The organism is Leifsonia sp. PS1209, assembly GCF_012317045.1.
Classification (GTDB): domain Bacteria; phylum Actinomycetota; class Actinomycetes; order Actinomycetales; family Microbacteriaceae; genus Leifsonia.
Genome location: NZ_CP051154.1, coordinates 1360054 through 1377775 on the forward strand (window position 1 = coordinate 1360054; position 17722 = coordinate 1377775).

Genomic DNA, 17722 nt, shown 5'->3' on the forward strand with positions numbered 1-17722 from the left:
GCGGGCACAATCGGACGCACGTATCGCGACGAGGGGAGCACGCCATGACCGCACGACCGACGCCCGTCGACCCGCCGGGCCTGCACGCCAGTCCGGCGTTCGCCCAGGGGATGCTCGTGGAGCAGGGGCGCACGCTCTACGTCGGCGGGCAGAACGGCACGGACGCAGAGGGAGCACTGCTCGACGGCCTGCAGGCGCAGACCGAGCAGGCGCTACGGAACGTCCTCGCCGTGCTCGCCGAGGCAGGCAGCGGCCCCGAGTACGTGGCCAAGCTCACCATCTATCTCGCGGTGGGCGTCGACCCCGGCGAGGCGTACGCGGCCACCGGCGCCGTGTGGGGAGCGCACCGCACAGCGGTGACAGTGCTCTCCGTCACCCCGGCACGCGCAGGCGCGCTCGTCGAGATCGAAGCGGTGGCCGCCGTTCCCGACTGATCCTGCTCTACCCGAAGGCGCGCGCGTGCTCAACCAGCCGGTCGAACGCGGTGTCGAGGTCCGGATCGAGACGCTGACGGGACGGATCGGCGAGGAACCACTCGACGATCTCGCCTGCACCCTTCGCGAACGGCACCGTCGCGCGGAACTCGGGCACGAGCGCCTTCACCTTGCTGTTGTCGAACACCATCGAGTTGGCCTTGTCGCCGATCAGACCGGGGCCGAGCTCCGGCACCACGGCCGCGATGGACTCGCTGGCGACGTGCACCAGCTCCGCCTCGACTCCCAGGCCCTCCGCGAGGTACGCGTAGATCTCGTTCCAGGTCGGCGCCTCGTCCGACGTGATGTGGAACGCCTCGCCGACCGCCTCCGGGCGGCCGAGAAGGCCGACGTACGCGACGGCGAAGTCGGTGTTGTGCGTGATGGTCCAGAGGCTCGACCCGTCGCCGTGCACCACGACGGGGGCGCCGCGGCGCATCCTGGCCAGGTCGGTCCAGTGCCCGCTCGTCGGGATCATCGTGCGGTCGTAGGTGTGCGACGGGCGCACGATCGTGATCGGGAACGCCCGCTCGCGGTACGCCTCGACGAGCAGGTCCTCGCAGGCGATCTTGTCGCGGGAGTACTGCCAGAACGGGTTGCGCAGGGGTGTCGACTCCGTCACCGGAAGGCGGGACGGCGGCGTCTGGTACGCCGAGGCCGAGCTGATGAACACGTACTGCCCGACCCGGCCCTCGAACAGCCGGAAATCGGTCTGGATGTGCTCGGGCGTAAAGGCCAGGAACTCCGACACCACGTCGAAGCTGCGCTCGCCGAGCACCGCGTGCACGCTCTCCGGCTCCCGGATGTCCGCGTGCAGCACCTCCACCCCGTCCGGGAGCGGCCGGATGCTCGAATTGCCGCGATTGATGACGGTCACCTCGTGTCCCGCCTCGAGAGATCTGGCGACGCAGGCCGAGCTGATGACCCCCGTGCCGCCGATGAAAAGTGACCGTGTCGCTGCCATGCGTACTCCTTCGTCGTCGACTTCCCCCGATGCATCAGCGTAGCCCGCGCGTACACTCCGGGGCACACCCGATCCCCGATAAGGAGCCCCCGTGTTCGTCCTGCGTTCCTGGCCAGGTCTCGCCGTCGCCTGCGTGGTGGCCGTCCTGGCCGCCATCGTGATCACCGCCATCGTCGGCGCCGTCTTCCGCACCATCGCGCGGCGCAGGGCGTGGGCGGCCCTGCTGATCACGCGGGCGCGCATCCCGTTCCGGATCCTCCTGATGGTGATCGTGCTCTGGATCGCCGTCGCCATCACCCTGCCGCGGGACGTGCCGGCCGGATGGCGTGACGCCGTCCAGCACACCTTCCTCATCCTCACCATCGCCGCCGGCGTCTGGTTCGCAGCCGCCCTCGCCGTCTATGTGGAGGATCTCGGCCTCGCCCGCTACCGGCTGGATGTGCCGGACAACCGCTACGCGCGCAAGGTGCGCACCCAGGTGCTCATCGTGCGGCGGCTGACCATCGTCGCGGCGGTCGTGATCGGCCTCGGCGCGATCCTGCTGACCTTCCCCGCCCTGCAGGCGGCCGGCGCGAGCATCCTGGCCTCCGCCGGTGTCATCGGCATCATCGCCGGTGTCGCGGCCCAGTCGACGCTCGGCAATCTGTTCGCCGGGCTCCAGCTGGCGTTCAGCGACGCCATCCGGATCGACGACGTGGTGGTGGTGGAGCAGCAGTGGGGCACGATCGAGGAGATCACCCTCACCTACGTGGTCGTGCACATCTGGGACGACCGCCGTCTCGTGCTTCCGTCCAGCTACTTCACCACCAAGCCGTTCGAGAACTGGACGAGGCAGCACAGCGAACTGCTCGGCTCCGTCGAGTTCGACCTCGACTGGCGGGTCTCGCCGGGAGGGATGCGCTCGGAGCTCAACCGCGTGCTCGCCTCGACGGACCTCTGGGACGGCCGCACCGGCGTGCTGCAGGTGACGGATGCGGTCTCCGGCTGGGTGCGCGTGCGCGTGTTGGTGACGGCACGGGATGCCCCCACCCTGTTCGACCTGCGCTGCCTGGTGCGCGAACGCCTGATCGACTGGATGCAGCGGTACAGCACCGCATCCCTCCCGCGCACGCGGGTGGAGATGGTGGAGGCGCCCGACCAGCTGACGCCGCCTCCGCGCGCCAGGGCGCAGCAGGAGGCCGGCCTGTTCAGCGGCACCCCGGAGGGCGAGCAGAGGGCCGCGCAGTTCACCGAGTCCATCCCGATCGTCCGTGACGACGAACCGGATGGGGTCGACGAGCCCGACCCCCGGTGACGGCGCGGCCCCGCCGCCCGACTTCGCTGCTCAGCTCACCGCATCCACCGCCGCCAGGATCGCGTCGATCGCGGCCTGGGGATGCGACACCATCGAGACGTGCGACGCCGCGACCTCGGTGATCGTGGAGCCCGCCCGCTCCGCCATGCTGCGCTGCGTCGCAGGCGGGATCACCTTGTCCTCCGTGCCGATGACCGTCCAGGAGGGCAGGGTGCGCCAGGCGGGGGCGCCCATCGGCGTGGTGTTCGCCGCGAACGTGATCGGGCGCTGGCCGGCGGCGATGAGCAGCCGGTCGGCCTCCGGGAGGTCCTGCGCGAACGCCGTGTGCACGGTCGCCGGCTTCAGGAACGCCTCTGCGTCGCCCTCCGGCGCTCCCGGGTAGCCGGCGACGTCGAACACCGTCGACGGGTCCGGAACGTCGAACGCCGATCCGGAGCCGCCCAGGATCGAGAACACCGTCTCGCCCTCCTCCGGGATGAAGGCGTCCACGTAGACGAGCGCCTTGACGTCCCCGCCGCCGAGCCCGGCCCCGCTGATCACGGCGCCTCCGTAGGAGTGGCCGACGAGCACGACGGGACCGCTGGTGCGCTGCGCGACGTACGAGGCGACGTAGGCCGAATCGCTGATGGGGTTGCGGAGCAGGTTGGTGGGGGCGAGCACCTCGAAGCCCTGCTGCTGCAGGGCACTGGCGACGGCGTTCCAGCTGGAGGCGTCTGCCCAGGCTCCGTGGACGAGGACGATGGTGGGTTTCGCGGACATGAAGGTTCCTTCGTTCGTGCCGGTCCGCGGCCGCTCCCATCGGGGTACCGCGTGCTCAGCGGTGGGTGTGGTGGTGATGGAACGTGCACAGACTAGACCGGCCGGGGGAACGAGCGGAAGAGGGCGTCAGCGGGGGAGAGACTCCTGGTCGGGCTCTGGGTCAGGCTCCGCGTCGCGCTCCACGTCGCCGCCGCGCAGGGAGGCGATCATGCTCTGCAGGCTGCGGAACGCGTCCGCCTGCTCCGTCGCCGTCATGCCGCCCAGCATCCTGAGCTCGACGGAGCGGACGGCCGCCGTCGCCTTCTCCAGCTCGCGCCGCCCGCGCGCGGTGAGCCGCGCGGGGAGGGCCTTGCCGACGGGCGCCTCGGCGGGCCGGGTGACGACGCCGTCGCGTTCCAGGGCCTGGAGCAGCACGTTCATCGTCTGCCTGGTGACGAACGCGCCGCGGGCGAGTTCGGAGTTCGACAGCCCCGGCCGCTGCGCGAGCAGTTCCAGGCAGGAGTAGTGCGTCACGCTCATCCCGAGGGGACGAAGCACGTCCTCCATCGCGGATCGCAGCGCGCTCGACGCCTCTTTCAGCAGATAGCCCAGTGACGTCTCCAGGTCGACGCCGGCACCGTCTTGACTCATGTCAGTAGTCTGACATAGAGTCAGCCATGTCAGAAAACTGACACGACAAGAAGGAACACACCATGCCAGCCATCGGCCCAGACTTCATCTCCATCCAGGTGCGCGACCTCGACGCATCCCAGGCGTTCTACGAGCAGTACCTCGGGCTCGTCCGCTCCCCGGCCGGCCCTCCGCACGCCGTCGTCTTCGACACGAAGCCGATCGCGTTCGCGCTCAGGGACATCGTGGAAGGCACCGACCTGGCCTCGGTCTCGCAGCCGGGCATCGGCGTCGCGCTCTGGCTGCACGCCACCGACGTCCAGGACATCCACGACGCCCTGGTCGCGGACGGCCGCACGATCGTCTCCGCGCCCATCGATGGCCCGTTCGGCCGCACCTTCACCTTCGCCGACCCGGACGGCTACCAGGTCACCCTGCACGACCGCGCCTGATCGGTCATTGCCAGGGAACACACAGTTTCAGCGGGACCAACCGTCCGCCTCGCCGTGTTCTATTCTCTGACGGCCCAGCAGCCAGCTGCGCCGGAACCCCGTCGAGGAGGATCACGTGTCACACGATTACCGCAAGACCCAGGATGCAGTCTCCCGCCTGACCCCCGAGCAGTACGCCGTCACGCAGCGCGAGGCAACGGAGCCGGCGTTCCGCAACGAGTTCTGGGACAACAAGGAGGCGGGTCTCTACGTCGACATCGTCTCCGGAGAGCCGCTGTTCGCCTCGGTGAACAAGTACGACAGCCGGTCGGGCTGGCCGAGCTTCACCGTGCCCGTCGACCCGGCCAACATCGTCGAGAAGCGCGACAGGACGTTCGGGATGGTGCGCACCGAGGTCCGTTCGGCTCACGGGGACAGCCACCTCGGCCACCTGTTCGACGACGGCCCCGCCGAGGCGGGAGGGATGCGATACTGCATCAACTCCGCCGCCCTCCGTTTCATCCCGCTCGCCGACCTCGACACCGAGGGCTACGGCGACTATCGTCACCTGTTCGAGAATGAGGAGGTCACCCGATGACCGACGCAACACCCACCACCCCCGCCACTCCCGCCACGGAGAAGGCCATCCTCGCCGGTGGCTGTTTCTGGGGCATGGAGGACCTGATCCGCAAGCGCCCCGGCGTGCTCGACACCCGTGTCGGCTACACCGGAGGCGACGTGCCGAACGCCACGTACCGCAACCACGGCAGCCACGCCGAGGCCATCGAGATCGTCTTCGACCCGTCGAAGGTCAGCTACCGCGACCTGCTGGAGTTCTTCTTCCAGATCCACGACCCGTCGACGAAGAACCGCCAGGGCAACGACGTGGGCACCAGCTACCGCTCCGCGATCTTCTACGAGACCGACGAGCAGCGCCGCGTGGCGGAGGACACCATCGCCGACGTCGACGCCTCCGGACTCTGGCCGGGCCCCGTGGTAACCGAGCTGTCGCCCGCCGGTCCGTTCTGGGAGGCGGAGCCCGAGCACCAGGACTACCTGGAGCGCATCCCGTGGGGCTACACCTGCCACTACGTGCGCCCCGGCTGGAAGCTCCCGCGCCGCGAGGAAGTCGCTTCGTAGCGGAACCCGTTCCTGAAACACACGAGAGGCCGTCCCGTTTGGGGCGGCCTCTCGTCGTATCTGGTGCCCCCAGTAGGATTTGAACCTACGGCCTTCTGCTCCGGAGGCAGACGCTCTATCCCCTGAGCTATGGGGGCCAGGGTGCATCCAGGCTAGCATCCCGCGGGACGCACCTTTCGCACCTTCTGGTGGGCGCTACTTCGGCAGGTTGGCGAGCACCGATTCCATCAGCGGAGCTGCGTCGCCCGGCTCGAAGAAGGCGGCCGAGTCGGAGACGATCCAGTATGCGCCGCGGAAGACCTGCACCTGACCGGGGGTTCCCTGCTTGAAGTATCCCTCGACCTCCGGGGGAACGCCGTAGGTGGGCACCGGGGTCGCTGCGGTGACCGCCGCGTTCTTCAGGCCTTCGAGGGCGCTCGCCGGGGGCTGCGCCACCGCGATCTCGATCACGTCGCCGCTGGTCTGGTTGAGCCAGGCGCAGGTGACGCCTTTCCAGTCGGCGACCTGCTTCTCCAGGCTGCCGTCCTTGGGCTGGTATCCGGGGTCCGTGCCGAAGTTGGGGTTGTATGCGTACGCCTGGTCCGGCGTGACGATCTGGTCGCAGGTGAGGGTGACGGGGGTGGGCGGGTCCGTCGGCGTCGGGGTGGGCGTGGGCGTCGGCGCCTTCGTGCCTCCCGCGTTCGCGGAGGCGGAGGGGGACGATGAGCCTCCCGCGCTCTTCGACGGGCTGGCGCACGCGGTCATGGCCAGGGTGCAGGCGAGGATCGCCGTGACGGCAGCCGCTGCTCGGGCGGCGGTTCTGGTGGGGTTGGCCATGCGTGTTCGTTCTCCGTCGGATGGTCGGGATTCACTGCGAGAGGATGCGCGGCGGCGCACATCGCGATGACCCTATCAAGCCGGGCGGAGAGGACCGGCCGTCGCGGCCCGTTCGTTAGGCAATCGATGCAGCGCGTGCCCGGTAGAATCGTTGATCGTGACTCCTGCTGACCTCTCTGCTGCCCTGCTCGACATCGTGACCTCCGTTGTCGAGCGGCGACGCGGGGACGGCGCGGAGGAGGGTGCAGGGGATGCTGTCGTCGTCACGATCGACGACGTCCCCCTCGAGCGCCCCAAGAACCGCGAGCACGGCGACTGGGCGTCCAACGTCGCCATGCGCCTGGCGAAGAAAGTCGGCGCCAACCCGCGGGAGCTGGCCACCGAGATCGCCGAGGCCGCCGCATCCATCGACGGCGTCGCCTCCGCAGAGGTCGCCGGTCCTGGCTTCATCAACTTCCGGCTGGACGCTGCTGCGGCCGGCCAGCTGGCGAAGACCATCGTCGAGGCGGGCGACGACTACGGCAACGGGCACCTCTACGACGGCCTGACCGTCAACCTGGAGTTCGTCTCCGCCAACCCGACCGGCCCCATCCACATGGGCGGCGTGCGCTGGGCGGCCGTCGGCGACAGCCTCGCGCGCATCCTCAAGGCCGAGGGCGCGGACGTCACGCGCGAGTACTACTTCAACGACCACGGCTCGCAGATCGACCGCTTCGCCAGGAGCCTCCTCGCCGCATACCTGGGTGAGCCGACGCCGGAGGACGGCTACGGCGGAGCGTACATCTCCGACATCGCCGCCCAGGTGGTCGAGCGCTACGACGGCGACATCTCCTCCCTGTCGCGCGACGAGCAGCAGGAGGTGTTCCGTTCGGTCGGCACCGAGCTGATGTTCGCCGAGATCAAGGAGAAGCTGCACGGTTTCGGCGTCGACTTCGACGTGTACTTCCACGAGGACTCGCTGCACGAGTCCGGGGCCGTCGAGCGCGCCATCGAGCGACTGCGCGAGCAGGGCCACATCTTCGAGGAGGACGGAGCCGTCTGGCTCCGCACCACCACGTTCGGCGACGACCGCGACCGCGTCGTCATCCGCTCGAACGGAGAGCCGGCGTACATCTCCGGCGACCTCGGCTACTACCTGAACAAGCGCGAGCGCGGCTTCGAGCAGAACCTCATCATGCTCGGCGCCGACCACCACGGCTACGTCGCGCGGCTCCAGGCCGCCGTCGAGGCGTTCGGCGACGTCCCGAACGTCAACCTGCAGATCCTGATCGGCCAGATGGTCAACCTGGTCCGCGACGGTGAGCCCGTCAAGATGTCGAAGCGCGCCGGCACCATCGTCACGCTCGACGACCTGGTGGATGCGGTGGGCGTCGACGCGGGCCGCTACGCCCTGGTGCGCTCGTCCAGCGACTCGCAGCTCGACATCGACCTCGACCTGCTGAGCAAGCGCAGCAACGAGAACCCCGTCTTCTACGTGCAGTACGCCCACGCCCGCACCCGGTCCGTCGCCGCCAATGCAGCAGCCGCCGGTGTCGACCGCAGCGCGTTCGCGCCGGAACTGCTCACGCACGAGAGCGAGTCCGCTCTGCTCGGCGGGCTGCAGGAGTTCCCGCGGATCGTCGCGCAGGCGGCCGAACTGCGCGAGCCGCACCGCGTCGCCCGCTACATCGAGGAGCTCGCTGGGCTCTACCACACCTGGTACGCAGCGACCCGAGTCATCCCGCTCGGCGACGAGCCCGTCACCGACCTGCACCGCACCCGCCTGTGGCTGAACGACGCCACCGGCCAGGTCATCCGCAACGGTCTCGGGCTCCTCGGGGTCTCCGCTCCGGACAGAATGTGAGCGTCCGCCGATGACTGACACGCAGGCGACAGAGGTGATCGTGGAGACGGCCAGGCCGCCGAAGCGGAGGCGCACGCTGCGGCTGGTGCTGTGGATCGTCATCCCGATCGTCGTGCTCGTCGGGCTGTTCTTCGTCGCGGACGCCATCGTGCGCCAGGTGGCGCAGCAGCGCATCTCGGCCGAGGTGAAGAAGAGCCTCCCCGCCGAGGTGAAGGGCGACGTGTCGACCAGCATCGGCGGCGTCTCCGTGCTGCAGCAGTATCTGAGCGGCCGGTTCGAGAAGGTTGTCCTGGATGCGCCGGCGCTGAGTGTCAACGGCTCGCCCATCCACGCCAAGGTCACGGCCACCGGCGTGCCCGCCGACTTCTCCAAGCCGGTGCAGAGCATCGACGGTGCGCTGACCATCTCGCAGTCGTCGCTGAACAAGCTGGTCACGGTCCCCGGCGTCGACGGCGATCTCGCCCTCGGTAAGGGCACCATCAGCTACGACGGCACCGCCTCGCTCCTCGGCCTGCCGATCGGCTACCAGGTCACCGTCTCCCCGGAGGCGGCGGGCAAGACGGTCAACCTGCTCCCGGTGGATGCGAAGGTCACCACGGGCGCGGCCGACACGGCCCTCGACCTCTCCACCCTCGTCAAAGCGCTGACCAACCGCGGCCCCATCCCGGTCTGCGTCGCCCAGTACCTCCCGGACGGCGTGCTGGTGAACGACATCGCGATCAGCAAGGGCATGGCCACGGTCACCCTGAACGCGCAGGACTTCGTGGTGAACGAGAAGTCGCTGAAGAGCAAGGGCAGTTGCTGACGGGCAACGCACCCCGGTCCGTAACACGGGCGAATCCCCAGCCCGGCCCCCGATAGACTTCCGATACTTCTCCACCGGCTTCAGGGACCAATCCGGGTCCGCTCGCCTCCGAGAGATCCCCACTCGATTCATTCCGTGAGGTTTTCCCAGTGGCCTTTGACACGCATGCGGCAGCCAATCCGCTCGCCCCCGAATGGCTCGCCGTTCCCGGCGACGCCAACGCCCTCCATCCCGGCCTCTGGTCGCGCACGGTGGAACGACGGGACGGCGAGCTCGTCGTCGGTGGTGTGAGTGCCGCCGAACTCGCTGCCCGCTACGGCACCCCTGTCTACATCGTCGACGAAGTGGATGCGCGGGAGCGCGCTACCGAGGTGCGCTCCGCCCTGGTCGGCGCTTTCGAGCGCGTCGGGGGCTCCGCGAAGGTCTACTACGCGGGCAAGGCGTTCCTGAGCATCGAGGTCGCGCGCTGGATGAGCGAGGCCGGCCTCAACATCGACGTCTGCAGCGGTGGGGAGCTCGCCGTCGCGGTCGCTGCGGGCGTCGCCCCGGAGCGTCTGGGCTTCCACGGGAACAACAAGTCTCTCGCCGAGATCGACAGGGCCGTCTCGCTCGGCATCGGCGCCATCATCATCGACAGCGTGCAGGAGATCGAGCGCGTCGCAGAGGCCGCGGTCAGGCACGGTCGCGTCCAGTCGGTGCGGCTGCGCGTCAACAGCGGGGTGCACGCGCACACGCACGCCTTCCTCGCGACCGCGCACGAGGATCAGAAGTTCGGGATCGGGCTGGCGGCCGCCGCGGACGCCGTCGCGCGCATCCGGAGCCACGCGTCGCTGAACTTCCTCGGCCTGCACTGTCACATCGGCTCGCAGATCTTCGGGGCGGACGGCTTCGCGGAGTCCGCCGCCCGGCTGCTCGCCGTGCACACCGAGCTTCTGGCCGATGGGCCGGTTCCCGAACTGAACCTCGGCGGCGGTTTCGGCATCGCGTACACGTCCGCCGACGATCCGACGCCGATCGAGGAGCTGGCGGAGACCATCGCGCAGACGGTCGCCGCGGGCTGCGCCGAGCTGGACATCCCTCTTCCCGTCGTGGCGTTCGAGCCCGGCCGGGCGATCATCGGACGTGCGGGGCTCACGCTCTACACCGCCGGCACGACCAAGGATGTGCCCGTGGCGTTCCAGGACGACGGGGAGACCGCGATCCGCCGGTACGTGAGCGTCGACGGCGGCATGAGCGACAACGCGCGGCTCGCGCTCTACGGGGCCGACTACTCCGTGCGGATCGCCGGACGGCAGTCCGTCGCGCCCCCCGAGCTGGTGCGCATCGCCGGCAAGCACTGCGAGAGCGGAGACATCGTCGTCGACGCCGACTACCTTCCCGGCGACGTCGCCCCCGGCGACCTGCTCGCCGTCCCTGCGACCGGCGCATACTGCTGGTCGCTCGCGAGCAACTACAACCACGTGGGCAGGCCGGCCGTGATCGCCGTCCGCGACGGCGCATCCCGCGTCATCGTGCGCGGAGAGACCGAGCACGACCTGCTGATGCGCGACGCTGCGTACGAAGGAGCCGACGCATGATCGAGTACCGCAACCTCCGGGTCGCCCTGCTGGGCGCAGGCTCCGTCGGATCGCAGGTGGCCCGGCTGCTGCTGGAACAGGGAGACGAGTTCGCCTCCCGGGTCGGCGCGAAGCTCGAACTGGTCGGCATCGCCGTCCGTGACCTGGATGCGCAGCGCGACGTCGACCTGCCGCGCGAGCTGTTCACCACCGACGCTGCATCCCTGATCCTCGGCGCGGACATCGTGGTCGAACTCATGGGCGGTGTCGAGCCCGCCCGCGGCTACGTGCTGCAGGCCATCAACTCCGGCGCGGACGTGATCACCGCCAACAAGGCGCTGCTGGCCACGCACGGTCCCGAGTTGTTCGAGGCGGCGGAGCAGGTCGGCGCCCAGCTCTACTACGAGGCGGCCGTCGCCGGAGCCATCCCGATCATCCGGCCGCTGCGCGACAGCCTCGCCGGCGACAGGGTCAATCGCATCCTCGGCATCGTCAACGGCACGACCAACTTCATCCTCGACCGCATGGATGTGAACGGCGAGTCCCTGCAGGACGCCCTCGCCACCGCCACCGATCGCGGATACGCGGAGGCGGACCCGACGGCCGACATCGGCGGATACGATGCGGCGCAGAAGGCCGCGATCCTCGCGAGCCTCGCCTTCCACACCACGGTGCCGCTCGAATCCGTCTACCGCGAGGGCATCACCTCGGTCACCACGGCGCAGGTCGACGCGGCCAGGGAGGCGGGGTCCGTCATCAAGCTGCTCGCGATCTGCGAGCGCCTCACCGACCCGGAGACCGGCCAGGAGGGTGTGTCCGCGCGGGTGTATCCCGCGCTGATCAGCCGCGACCATCCACTGGCCGCCGTGCACGGTGCGCACAACGCGGTGTTCGTGCAGTCCGCCGCCGCCGGCGACCTCATGTTCTACGGTGCTGGCGCCGGGGGAGTGGAGACGGCGTCCGCCGTGCTCGGCGACCTCGTCTCTGCGGCCAGGCGGCACGTGGTCGGAGGCCCTGGCGTCGCGGAATCGACGCACGCGCAGCTTCCCGTGCTCGACATCGGCCGCGTCGTCACCCGCTACCAGATCACTCTGGATGTGGCGGACCAGCCCGGTGTGCTGGCCGCGGTCGCGCGCATCCTGAGCGATGGCGGCGTGAGCGTGGAGACGGTGCAGCAGTCCGTGCCGAGCACCACCGGGCCCGTCACGATCCCGAGCGCCGTCATCGCGGGCAACGCTACGGTTCACGGCAACGGCGCGCCCACCGCTACCCTGGTTATCGGCACCCACGAGGCCGAGGAGGCCGCACTCGCGGCCACCGTTGAGGCTCTCGCGGCGAGCGACGCCGTGACAGCCATCTCATCCGTACTCCGAGTCGAAGGATCGTAATGCCCGAGAAAGCGAATAGTCGTCAGTGGCGGGGCGTCCTGCGTGAATACGCGGACCGCCTGAACATCAGCGATGCCACTCCGATCGTGACGCTCGGCGAAGGCGGCACGCCGCTGCTGCCCGCTCCTGCGCTCTCCGCGCGCACGGGTGCGAACGTGTTCGTCAAGTTCGAGGGCATGAACCCCACCGGCTCCTTCAAGGACCGCGGCATGACCATGGCCATCTCGAAGGCCGTCGAGCACGGCGCGAAGGCCGTCATCTGCGCATCCACCGGCAACACCTCCGCGTCGGCCGCGGCGTACGCGACGCACGCGGGCATCCAGGCCGTCGTGCTGGTGCCGGAGGGCAAGATCGCGATGGGCAAGCTCAGCCAGGCCATCGCGCACAACGCGCAGCTGCTGCAGGTGCAGGGCAACTTCGACGACTGTCTCGACATCGCCCGCGAACTCGCGACCAACTACCCGGTCCACCTCGTCAACTCGGTCAACCCCGACCGCATCGAGGGCCAGAAGACGGCAGCGTTCGAGGTCGTCGAGGTGCTCGGCGACGCCCCGGACTTCCACATCGTCCCCGTCGGCAACGCGGGCAACTACACGGCGTACCACCGCGGATACACCGAGGAGCTGCAGCGCGGAGAGGCCACCAAGCTGCCCAGGATGTTCGGCTTCCAGGCCGCAGGCAGCGCCCCGATCGTTCTCGGCCAGCCCGTCAAGGACCCGGACACCATCGCCACGGCCATCCGCATCGGCAACCCGGCGTCGTGGGAGCTCGCGCTCAACGCGCGCGACGACAGCGACGGCTACTTCGGCGCGATCTCGGACGAGCACATCCTCGAAGCGCAGCGCATCCTGTCCGCCGAGGTCGGCATCTTCGTCGAGCCGGCCTCCGCGATCAGCGTCGCCGGTCTGCTGGAGCGCTCGGCCGCCGGGGTCATCCCCGCCGGCGCGACCGTCGTCCTCACCGTCACCGGCCACGGCCTGAAGGACCCGCAGTGGGCCCTCCGCACCGCTGACGGCTCCGACGTCCAGCCCACCGTCGTCCCCGTGGACACCACCGCCATCGCCGACGTGCTCGGTCTGGTGGCGAGCGAAAAGGCCACCGCGTGACCTCGCAGGCCGCCGACCTGAGCGGCCGCGCCGTCACGGTCAAGGTTCCGGCGACCAGCGCCAACCTCGGCCCGGGCTTCGACACCCTCGGTCTCGCCCTCGCGCTCTACGACGAACTGCAGGTGTCGGTCCGCGACGAGCCCGGCGCGACCGTCGAGGTCATCGGCGTCGGAGCCGGCGAGGTGCCCACCGACGAGACCAACCTCGTGGTCCGGGCCATCGCGCACACCTTCGAGTCCGTCGGCATCCCGATGCCGGGGCTGCAGCTCGTCGCCCGCAACAACATCCCGCACGGCAGGGGACTCGGTTCCTCCGGTGCCGCCATCGTCTCCGGCATCATGGCGGCGAAGGGGCTGCTCGACGGCATCGTCGACATCGACGCCCAGGGTCTCCTCGCGCTCGCCAACGACATGGAGGGCCACCCGGACAACGTGGCCCCCGCGCTCTTCGGAGGACTCACCATCGCGTGGGTCACCCCCGAGGGCCCGCGGTTCAAGAAGCTGATCGTGCACCGCGGCGTCTCTCCGCTCGTGCTCGTGCCGCAGCACGTCATGTCGACGGCGCTCGCCCGCAGCCTGCAGCCGCAGTCCGTGCCCCACGAGGATGCGGTCTTCAACGTCTCGCGGTCCGCGCTGCTCGTCGCGGCCCTCATCCAGAGCCCCGAGCTGCTGCACGCGGCAACGGAGGACAAGCTCCACCAGAGCTACCGCGCCTCCGCCATGCCGGAGACCGATCGGCTGATCACGCTGCTGCGGGAGAACGGGTTCGCCGCTGTCGTCTCGGGAGCAGGCCCGTCGATCCTGGTGCTCTGCAGCGACCCGAGTCAGCGGCTCGCCGCCGCCGAGCTGGTGGCCGCGCAGTCGGAGACGCCCTGGCAGGCGCTCATGCTCGCGGTCGACTTCAAGGGCGCAACAGTCTCGCAGCTCGCCGCGAAAGCGCTGGACACGCCGGTCGCGTAGCGTCAAGAGCAGTCCCGCATCAGTGGTAAACTGTGCGTGCACCCGCAGAAACCTCTCCATGAGCGAATCTGATCTTCGGGTGATTTCTAGCAATCATGCCGTCACTCCTACCTGTGCACCCGAGTACCTTTCGGTGACACCCCAGAACCGGTAGTTCATGTGACGAGTGCTCCAGAACGACGGCGAGAATCGCGCGTCGGGGGAAAGGAATCCTCTTCAGTGACTGATGTCGAACTCCACGCCGGGGGCGTGGACACCAGCGACCTGACCTCCCTCAAGGTGGCAGAGCTTCAGGCTCTCGCCGCCCAGTTGGGACTTCAGGGAGCAACCAAGCTTCGCAAGGGCGAACTCGTGACGGCCATCGCCGCCGCGCGTGCGGAGGCCGCGGGTTCCGCGACCCCCGCAGCCGAAGCACCCGCTGCCGCACCGGCAGCGGAGAACGCCCGTGCAGCATCCCAGGTCCTCATCGAGCCGCTCATCGCAGAGCCGGCATCGGAGGAGCCGCACGTCGGAGAGCCCGTGCTGCCGGACGCAGCCGCCGCTCCTGCCGAGCAGGCGCCCCGCCGCCGCGGCTCGCGCCGCGTGTCGAGCGCAGACGGCACCGGGATCGCAGCAGCGACCCACGTGAACACCGGCGCGACCGGCGTCGACTCGCTCATCCCGGATGTGGATGCGCTGCTCGACTCCGCGCTCGCCAACCGCGAGTCCGCCGCCCAGCAGGCCGGCGCCGACGGCGACAAGCAGTCGGAGCAGGGCCAGGGTCAGGGCCGCAACCGCCGCCGCGGTCGCGGACGGGACGCCGACCAGAACGCTCAGCAGGACCAGGGCGAGAAGGCCGACAACGGCGCAGGATCGCAGGATGCGGGCGACGCGCAGGCTCAGGGCGACGCCCAGGGCGACGGCGACCAGCAGCCCCGTCAGGGCCGCAACCGCAACAGGAACCGCAACAAGAACGGCCAGGGCCAGAACGGCCAGCAGGGCGGAGACGCCCAGCAGGCGCAGAACCAGCAGGGCGGCCAGCAGGCCGACCGCGACAGGGACCGCGACGACCAGAAGCAGGGCGGCCAGAACGGCCAGCAGAACCGCAACGGTCAGCAGAACCGCAACGGCGGCCAGGACACCCAGGCCGACGGCGACCGCGCAGGCCGCAGCCGCTACCGCGACCGCAAGCGCCGTGGAAGCACCGGAGCAGACGAGCTCGAGCCCGAGATCAGCGATGACGACGTGCTCATCCCCGTCGCGGGCATCCTGGATGTGCTCGACAACTACGCGTTCGTCCGCACCTCCGGCTACCTGCCGGGCGCCAGCGACGTCTACGTCTCCCTCGGCCAGGTCAAGAAGTACAACCTGCGCAAGGGCGACGCCGTCGTCGGAGCCATCCGCCAGCCGCGCGAGGGTGAGAACAACACCCGCCAGAAGTACAACGCCATCGTCAAGGTCGACTCGATCAACGGCCAGACCATCGACGAGGCGGCAGGCCGCGTCGAGTTCGGCAAGCTGACCCCGCTCTACCCGCAGGAGCGCCTGCGCCTCGAGACGGAGCCCGGCAAGCTGACGCAGCGCATCATCGACCTCGTCGCCCCCATCGGCAAGGGCCAGCGCGGCCTCATCGTCGCGCCGCCGAAGGCCGGCAAGACGATCGTCATGCAGCAGATCGCGAACGCCATCACCACGAACAACCCTGAGGTGCACCTCATGGTCGTCCTGGTCGACGAGCGTCCGGAAGAGGTCACCGACATGCAGCGCACGGTGAAGGGTGAGGTCATCGCCTCCACCTTCGACCGTCCGGCAGAAGACCACACCACGGTCGCCGAGCTCGCCATCGAGCGTGCGAAGCGTCTGGTGGAGCTCGGCCACGACGTCGTCGTGCTGCTCGACTCGATCACCCGCCTGGGCCGGGCGTACAACCTGGCTGCTCCCGCATCCGGTCGCATCCTCTCCGGTGGTGTCGACGCCTCTGCGTTGTACCCGCCGAAGCGCTTCTTCGGCGCCGCCCGCAACATCGAGCACGGCGGATCGCTCACGATCCTCGCCTCGGCGCTCGTCGAGACCGGTTCCAAGATGGACGAGGTCATCTTCGAGGAGTTCAAGGGCACCGGCAACATGGAGCTCCGCCTGTCCCGCCAGATGGCGGACAAGCGCATCTTCCCCGCTGTCGACGTCAACGCATCCGGCACCCGCCGCGAAGAGATGCTGATGGGCGCGGACGAGGTCAAGATCACCTGGAAGCTGCGTCGTGCCCTCGCCGGCCTCGACCAGCAGCAGGCGCTCGAGATCGTGCTCGGCCGTCTCAAGGAGACCTCGAGCAACGTCGAGTTCCTGATGCAGGTCCAGAAGTCGATGCCCGCGCCGGCCAACGGCCACGGCACCGCGCACTCGCACGGCCACGAGAACGACCACCGCTAGCTGAGAAGTGCCCGCCGACCCCGCAGAACCGCGGAGTCGACGGGCACTTTTCCGTTCCCGGACACGCTCGTACCCACTCAGAAAGAAGACGCAATGTTCGAATCGGTGAACAGCCTGATCGCCGAGCACGACGACCTGCAGGAGCAGCTCGCCGACCCGGAGCTGCACAGCGATCCCGTGCGGTCCAAGAAGGTCAACCGGCGCTATGCGGAACTCAGCCGCATCGTCGCCGCGTACCACCAGTGGAAGCAGCTGGAGGACGACCTCGCGGCGGCGAAGGAGCTGGCAGCGGAGGACGAGGCGTTCGCCGAGGAGGTGCCCGGGCTCGAAGCGAGCCTGGAGGAGTCCGGCGAGAAGCTGCGCAGGCTGCTGATCCCGCGCGACCCCAACGACAGCCGCGACGTCATCATGGAGATCAAGATGGGCGAGGGCGGGGCGGAGTCCGCGCTGTTCGCCGCCGACCTGCTCCGGATGTACCTGCACTACGCGGAGTCGAAGAAGTGGAAGACCGAGATCCTGGAGCAGACCTCCAGCGACCTCGGCGGCATCAAAGACGTCCAGCTCGCGATCAAGGGCTCGTCCAGCGACCCGGCGGAGGGCGTCTGGGCACACCTGAAGTACGAGGGCGGGGTGCACCGCGTTCAGCGGGTGCCGGCGACCGAGTCGCAGGGACGCATCCACACGTCCGCGGCGGGCGTGCTCGTCTTCCCCGAGGTGGATGAGCCGGAGGAGGTCGAGATCAACCAGAACGACCTGAAGATCGACGTCTACCGGTCGAGCGGCCCCGGCGGCCAGTCGGTCAACACGACGGACTCCGCCGTGCGCATCACGCACCTCCCGACCGGCATCGTCGTGGCGATGCAGAACGAGAAGAGCCAGCTGCAGAACCGCGAGGCCGGGATGCGCGTGCTGCGCGCCCGCGTGCTCGCGCGCCAGCAGGAGGAACTGGATGCGGAGGCCGCCGCCGTGCGCAAGAGCCAGATCCGCACGATGGACCGTTCAGAGCGCATCCGCACGTACAACTTCCCGGAGAACCGGATCGCCGACCACCGCACCGGCTACAAGGCGTACAACCTCGACGCCGTCATGAACGGTGCCCTGGAGCCGGTCATCGACTCCTGCATCCAGGCCGACGAGGAGTCCCGCCTGGCCGACCTCGCCACCGACTGACCT

17 protein-coding genes and 1 tRNA gene are annotated in these 17722 nt (G+C 69.3%); 13 read left to right on the forward strand and 5 right to left on the reverse strand.

The annotated features are described in order from the left end of the window. Positions 1-44 precede the first annotated feature (44 nt). Positions 45-434, forward strand: a complete 390-nt coding sequence (locus HF024_RS06475; RefSeq protein ID WP_085370926.1) for a RidA family protein — start codon at positions 45-47, stop codon at positions 432-434. 7 nt (positions 435-441) lie between these two features. On the opposite strand, the gene HF024_RS06480 is transcribed toward HF024_RS06475, so the two are convergent. Then, the gene (locus HF024_RS06480) at positions 442-1437 is read right to left on the reverse strand and encodes an SDR family oxidoreductase (protein WP_168689030.1); all 996 of its coding nucleotides are present in this window, start codon (positions 1435-1437) and stop codon (positions 442-444) included. Positions 1438-1528: 91 nt separating this feature from the next. Between HF024_RS06480 and HF024_RS06485 the strand changes: the two genes are divergently transcribed. Then, complete coding sequence (locus HF024_RS06485) at positions 1529-2731, forward strand: mechanosensitive ion channel domain-containing protein (RefSeq protein WP_085370924.1); 1203 nt, start codon at positions 1529-1531, stop codon at positions 2729-2731. 30 nt (positions 2732-2761) lie between these two features. Here the strand turns inward: HF024_RS06485 and HF024_RS06490 are convergent, their stop codons facing one another. Together HF024_RS06490 and HF024_RS06495 are read right to left on the reverse strand one after the other, a co-directional pair. Beyond that, a complete protein-coding gene (locus HF024_RS06490; RefSeq protein ID WP_168689031.1) occupies positions 2762-3490 on the reverse strand; it encodes an alpha/beta hydrolase in 729 nt (242 codons plus the stop codon). 126 nt (positions 3491-3616) lie between these two features. Continuing rightward, positions 3617-4120, reverse strand: a complete 504-nt coding sequence (locus HF024_RS06495; RefSeq protein WP_168689032.1) for a MarR family transcriptional regulator — start codon at positions 4118-4120, stop codon at positions 3617-3619. Between the two features lie 62 nt (positions 4121-4182). On the opposite strand from HF024_RS06495, the gene HF024_RS06500 reads away from it, so the two are divergent. From HF024_RS06500 to msrA, 3 genes are all read left to right on the forward strand, one after another. Then, positions 4183-4551: a VOC family protein gene (locus HF024_RS06500; RefSeq protein ID WP_085370921.1), complete on the forward strand. Its 369-nt coding sequence runs from the start codon at positions 4183-4185 to the stop codon at positions 4549-4551. A 115-nt stretch (positions 4552-4666) separates the two neighbouring features. Continuing rightward, a complete protein-coding gene (msrB, locus tag HF024_RS06505; protein ID WP_085370920.1) occupies positions 4667-5128 on the forward strand; it encodes a peptide-methionine (R)-S-oxide reductase MsrB in 462 nt (153 codons plus the stop codon). Then, entirely contained in the window at positions 5125-5670 is a 546-nt protein-coding gene (gene msrA, locus HF024_RS06510) for a peptide-methionine (S)-S-oxide reductase MsrA (RefSeq protein ID WP_085370919.1), read from the forward strand. Before msrB ends, msrA begins: the two co-directional genes overlap by 4 nt. Before the next feature lie 61 nt (positions 5671-5731). Here msrA and HF024_RS06515 read toward each other — a convergent pair. Then, a tRNA-Arg gene (locus HF024_RS06515) sits at positions 5732-5807 on the reverse strand. 58 nt (positions 5808-5865) lie between these two features. After that, positions 5866-6486: an iron ABC transporter ATP-binding protein gene (locus tag HF024_RS06520; RefSeq protein ID WP_168689033.1), complete on the reverse strand. Its 621-nt coding sequence runs from the start codon at positions 6484-6486 to the stop codon at positions 5866-5868. Between the two features lie 157 nt (positions 6487-6643). On the opposite strand from HF024_RS06520, the gene argS reads away from it, so the two are divergent. From argS to prfA, 8 genes are all read left to right on the forward strand, one after another. After that, on the forward strand, positions 6644-8329 hold the full coding sequence (argS, locus tag HF024_RS06525; RefSeq protein ID WP_168689034.1) for an arginine--tRNA ligase: 1686 nt from the start codon (positions 6644-6646) through the stop codon (positions 8327-8329). A 10-nt stretch (positions 8330-8339) separates the two neighbouring features. Continuing rightward, a complete protein-coding gene (locus HF024_RS06530) occupies positions 8340-9134 on the forward strand; it encodes a DUF2993 domain-containing protein (RefSeq protein ID WP_168689035.1) in 795 nt (264 codons plus the stop codon). A gap of 149 nt (positions 9135-9283) precedes the next feature. After that, on the forward strand, positions 9284-10711 hold the full coding sequence (lysA, locus tag HF024_RS06535) for a diaminopimelate decarboxylase (protein WP_168689036.1): 1428 nt from the start codon (positions 9284-9286) through the stop codon (positions 10709-10711). Further along, positions 10708-12078: a homoserine dehydrogenase gene (locus HF024_RS06540; protein ID WP_168689037.1), complete on the forward strand. Its 1371-nt coding sequence runs from the start codon at positions 10708-10710 to the stop codon at positions 12076-12078. The genes lysA and HF024_RS06540 overlap by 4 nt, the downstream gene beginning before the upstream one ends. Then, positions 12078-13184: a threonine synthase gene (gene thrC / locus HF024_RS06545; RefSeq protein ID WP_085369392.1), complete on the forward strand. Its 1107-nt coding sequence runs from the start codon at positions 12078-12080 to the stop codon at positions 13182-13184. Before HF024_RS06540 ends, thrC begins: the two co-directional genes overlap by 1 nt. Continuing rightward, on the forward strand, positions 13181-14143 hold the full coding sequence (gene thrB, locus HF024_RS06550) for a homoserine kinase (RefSeq protein ID WP_168689038.1): 963 nt from the start codon (positions 13181-13183) through the stop codon (positions 14141-14143). Before thrC ends, thrB begins: the two co-directional genes overlap by 4 nt. A 219-nt stretch (positions 14144-14362) precedes the next feature. Continuing rightward, entirely contained in the window at positions 14363-16549 is a 2187-nt protein-coding gene (gene rho, locus HF024_RS06555; protein ID WP_168689039.1) for a transcription termination factor Rho, read from the forward strand. Positions 16550-16642: 93 nt separating this feature from the next. Beyond that, entirely contained in the window at positions 16643-17719 is a 1077-nt protein-coding gene (gene prfA / locus HF024_RS06560; RefSeq protein ID WP_085369389.1) for a peptide chain release factor 1, read from the forward strand. Positions 17720-17722: the final 3 nt, after the last annotated feature.

Coding starts and splice junctions, on each gene's coding strand:
- HF024_RS06500 (WP_085370921.1), top strand. CDS start 4,183: ATGCCAGCCATCGGCCCAGACTTCATCTCCATCCAGGTGCGCGACCTC.
- HF024_RS06475 (WP_085370926.1), top strand. CDS start 45: ATGACCGCACGACCGACGCCCGTCGACCCGCCGGGCCTGCACGCCAGT.
- HF024_RS06530 (WP_168689035.1), top strand. CDS start 8,340: ATGACTGACACGCAGGCGACAGAGGTGATCGTGGAGACGGCCAGGCCG.
- HF024_RS06495 (WP_168689032.1), bottom strand. CDS start 4,120: ATGAGTCAAGACGGTGCCGGCGTCGACCTGGAGACGTCACTGGGCTAT.
- HF024_RS06490 (WP_168689031.1), bottom strand. CDS start 3,490: ATGTCCGCGAAACCCACCATCGTCCTCGTCCACGGAGCCTGGGCAGAC.
- HF024_RS06520 (WP_168689033.1), bottom strand. CDS start 6,486: ATGGCCAACCCCACCAGAACCGCCGCCCGAGCAGCGGCTGCCGTCACG.
- HF024_RS06540 (WP_168689037.1), top strand. CDS start 10,708: ATGATCGAGTACCGCAACCTCCGGGTCGCCCTGCTGGGCGCAGGCTCC.
- prfA (WP_085369389.1), top strand. CDS start 16,643: ATGTTCGAATCGGTGAACAGCCTGATCGCCGAGCACGACGACCTGCAG.
- thrC (WP_085369392.1), top strand. CDS start 12,078: ATGCCCGAGAAAGCGAATAGTCGTCAGTGGCGGGGCGTCCTGCGTGAA.
- msrA (WP_085370919.1), top strand. CDS start 5,125: ATGACCGACGCAACACCCACCACCCCCGCCACTCCCGCCACGGAGAAG.
- HF024_RS06480 (WP_168689030.1), bottom strand. CDS start 1,437: ATGGCAGCGACACGGTCACTTTTCATCGGCGGCACGGGGGTCATCAGC.